The organism is Clostridium sp., assembly GCF_021443865.1.
GTDB lineage: Bacteria > Bacillota > Clostridia > Clostridiales > Clostridiaceae > Clostridium.
In genome coordinates, this window is record NZ_JABUTB010000142.1 from 1 (window position 1) to 3,734 (window position 3,734).

Sequence of the window (3,734 nt, forward strand, 5' to 3'; positions counted from 1 at the left end):
TCCTTAGGTCCAACTATTGAATATGTAGATATTATTTTAGGAGGATTAGAAAGCTTTATAGTTTGTTTCCCTATCTTTTTTATATCATTACTCATACTATACCCCTCCTTATTATATGATTCCAATACACATCAATATATAATATATTAGTCCAATAATAACGGAGCTTCCTATACCATAAACCAATACAGGACCTGCTATGGTAAACATTTTTGCTGCAACTCCAAATACAAAACCTTCTTTTTTGAATTCAATTGCTGGTGCTACCATTGCATTTGCAAAACCAGTAATAGGGACTACAGTTCCAGCACCTGCAAAGCTTGCTATTTTATCATAAACACCAATTCCAGTTAAAAGTGCCCCAAAAAAGACCATAATGATCGGAACCCATGTCATAGCATCTTCTTCTTCAATTCCAAACTTAATAAGCATGTTTAAAATGAATTGACCTATTACACAAATTGAACCGCCTACTACAAAAGCTAAAATAATATTTTTTATATATTTAGGCTTTGGTTTTGTCTCCTGTGATAGCTCTTGAAATTTACTCATTATTTTTTCTTCTTCTTTAGCTATTTTCCCCATAACAAAAACTCCTTTCTAATATTGTTAGTATTCCTTTATACCTTAAAATAATCCAAAAAAAATTTTTTTTCTATTTAATTATTTATTTTTTTTAAATTCTATGCTAAAATTTATGTTGTATTGTGTTGAAAAAGGAGGATTATATGAAAAAACGTAATATTATATTTGCAGCTTTATTCTTTACTCTTTTATCTCCAACATGCTATATAGAATCAAAAACTATTACTCAAGCTAAAGGTACTAATAATTTTTTTGCTGCAATAACTCATACAGGTGATAATTCAACTGTAAAAGACGATGTAAACAATTCTCTTAATACAAAGATTAAAAATATAACTAAATTTATACCACATATATCTTTTTCTGATATTTTAGATAAACTAAATAATTCTATTGATTCAAAAGATATTACGAATTCAACTATTTTATTGAATAATATTAATACTAAAATAGCTGAATCTACAAACCACATAAAAGAAAATTTTAATTCACAACTTCACTCTGAAATACAAAGAGCAAATGGACTGACGGATGACTATTTAGAAAAATTGATTAATGATACTAAGACATTAATAGCTTGTGAAGATTTTGAAAAAATAAACGCTAAAATGAAGCTAATTTCATATAAAATTGATAACTTATTATATGAAAGTGGACAAACTTCCACTTTAGAACCTCTAGAAATAGATGGTACTATTATAGTTAATAAAAACTTTGGACTACCTGTAGATTATGGCTATAGATTAAGACCTGAAGTAGATAGTGCATTCCAAGAAATGAAACAAGCTGCAGCTAATGATGGTGTTCAATTATCCATTGCTTCTGGTTTCAGAAGTTATTATAAGCAACAACAATTATTTAGTTCTTATAGTTATAGTTATGGAAGCACCGCTTCTAGCTTCTCTGCTCCTGCTGGCTATAGTGAACATCAATCTGGTTTAGCACTTGATATTGGTGGTGCTGATTCTTCTTTATGGGTAACCAGTGCCTTTTCTTATACATATGAAGCACAATGGTTAAAAGAAAACTGTGCTAAATATGGCTTTATATTAAGATATCCAGTTGAAAAAGAAGATATTACTGGATATATCTATGAATCATGGCACTTTAGATATGTAGGTACTGAGCTTAGTACTTATTTAACAGAAAACAACCTAACTTTAGAAGAACATTTTGGATTATAATATTTAATAAAAAATAAGTTATGTAAAAGAGTAGTACTCTTTTACATAACTTATCTTATTTCTCTTCTAATTGCTCTTTCATTTTTGCCAAAACTTTTTTCTCTATTCTAGACACCTGTACTTGACTTATACCAAGCATTTTAGCTACTTGTACTTGAGTTTTATCTTTAAAATATCTGAGCATAATTATTTGCCTTGATTTAGTATCTAACCCTCTCAAAGCTTCCTTTAATGCTATTCTTTCAGTTATATTCTTATCCTCTTCTCCATTTTCACTTAACTTGTCTATTAGCATAATAGGTGCCCCATCATCATGATGAATTACATCATATAAGTATTGCATACTTGCTGATGATTCTAAAGCAACTAATACATCTTCTTTATCTACTCCTGAATATTTCGAAAGTTCATCTATTGTTGGTTCTCTATCTAGTTCCTTGATTAAAATTTCTTTGTCAAATCTTAACTTTCTTGCTAGTGTTTTTATATTTCTACTAACTTTTATTATTCCATCGTCTCTTAAAAATCTCTTTATTTCGCCTATAATCATTGGTACTGCATATGTTGAAAACTTTACATTATAGTTATCATCAAAATTCTTTATAGCTTTAACTAACCCCATAGAGCCTATTTGGAATATATCCTCATAATCATATCCTCTATTAATAAATTTCTTACTTATTGATGAAACTAATGGCATATTTAATTCTATCAAAATTCTCATTGCCTCTTCATCACCAGATTTAGCTAAAGGTATTAAATAAGAATTGTCCTCATAATTGTAAACAGTCTTGTTTAATGTACCATTATCCATAAAGCCCACCTAACGTATCAAATTAAATTTCTTTTTCATAGTTACTGTTGTACCTATGCCTTTTAAACTTTTAACTTCTACAGCATCCATAAAGCTTTCCATAACAGTAAAGCCCATTCCTGATCTTTCTAAGTCTGGTCTTGATGTATATAATGGTTCCATAGCTTGATTAACATCTTCTATACCTAAACCATTATCTGTTATAATTATTTCTACTTCATTATCTTCAATAGAAGCTTCTATTTTGATTATACCCTCTTTTTGACATTCATAACCATGAATTATAGAATTTGTAACTGCTTCAGAAACTGCTGTTTTTACATCAGTTAATTCTTCTACTGTTGGATCTAATTGAGAAACGAAAGCTGCAATTGCAACTCTAGCAAATCCTTCGTTTTGAGATCTACTTTCAAATTCTATACGCACCTTATTTTCTACCATCTTATAATCCCCCTATTAAATACACTTAACAGCTTCTTCAACGTTTATATATGATTTTATAATTTTATACAATCCAGACAGTGTAAATACACGATCTACTCTACTGTTAACATTAACAACACAAACAACGCCATCTCTATTTTGTACTTTTTTAAATCTTCCAATAACAACTCCAATACCTGAACTGTCCATAAACGTTACATTATTAAAGTCCATTATTACTTTTTTTATATTATCTCTATCTATTCTATCATCAATTTTTACTCTTACTTCTTCAGCACTATGATGATCTAATTCTCCATTCAAAAACACAATTAACTTGTCATCAATCTTGTCAAACTTAAGAATCATATTATTTACTCTAAAATTAATGATTTAGAGTTTGCACCTCCTATTCCTTTTTTTACCATCTAAATTTTAACATAATATCTTTTATGTAGTCAACCATATATAACCAATATGTCCTTTATTATACATACGAATATCCGCTGAAATTCTTATTGTCAATTACATAAAAATCTTCAACGGATATCTATACTCTACTACTATTGTTTTATTCATCTTTTATATTTATACTAAATCTTTTTTAATTTTCACTTACGTTACTATCTTCTTTTTCTTTATTTATTTTTTTATCTTCTATTTCTTCTTTCTCTTTTATATTTTCCTTATTTTCCTTACTATCCTCTTCTTCTTTTGATTCTTTATCT

At 28.3% G+C, this 3,734-nt stretch carries 5 protein-coding genes; 1 reads left to right on the forward strand and 4 read right to left on the reverse strand.

Annotated features, from left to right (window positions below):
• Positions 1 to 111: 111 nt before the first annotated feature.
• Entirely contained in the window at positions 112 to 576 is a 465-nt protein-coding gene (gene spoVAC, locus HUJ77_RS15015) for a stage V sporulation protein AC (protein ID WP_291710030.1), read from the reverse strand.
• 152 nt (positions 577 to 728) lie between these two features.
• On the opposite strand from spoVAC, the gene HUJ77_RS15020 reads away from it, so the two are divergent.
• Complete coding sequence (locus HUJ77_RS15020; protein WP_291710025.1) at positions 729 to 1,769, forward strand: M15 family metallopeptidase; 1,041 nt, start codon at positions 729 to 731, stop codon at positions 1,767 to 1,769.
• A gap of 55 nt (positions 1,770 to 1,824) precedes the next feature.
• Here HUJ77_RS15020 and sigF read toward each other — a convergent pair whose 3' ends face one another.
• Genes sigF through spoIIAA form a run of 3 tightly spaced genes read right to left on the reverse strand, consistent with a single transcriptional unit; the run spans position 1,825 to position 3,375 of the window.
• Positions 1,825 to 2,583, reverse strand: coding sequence for an RNA polymerase sporulation sigma factor SigF (gene sigF, locus HUJ77_RS15025; protein WP_291710026.1), 759 nt, complete (start codon positions 2,581 to 2,583; stop codon positions 1,825 to 1,827).
• A gap of 9 nt (positions 2,584 to 2,592) precedes the next feature.
• A complete protein-coding gene (gene spoIIAB, locus HUJ77_RS15030; RefSeq protein WP_291710027.1) occupies positions 2,593 to 3,024 on the reverse strand; it encodes an anti-sigma F factor in 432 nt (143 codons plus the stop codon).
• 15 nt (positions 3,025 to 3,039) lie between these two features.
• Positions 3,040 to 3,375: an anti-sigma F factor antagonist gene (spoIIAA, locus tag HUJ77_RS15035; RefSeq protein ID WP_291710028.1), complete on the reverse strand. Its 336-nt coding sequence runs from the start codon at positions 3,373 to 3,375 to the stop codon at positions 3,040 to 3,042.
• Positions 3,376 to 3,734 lie beyond the last annotated feature (359 nt).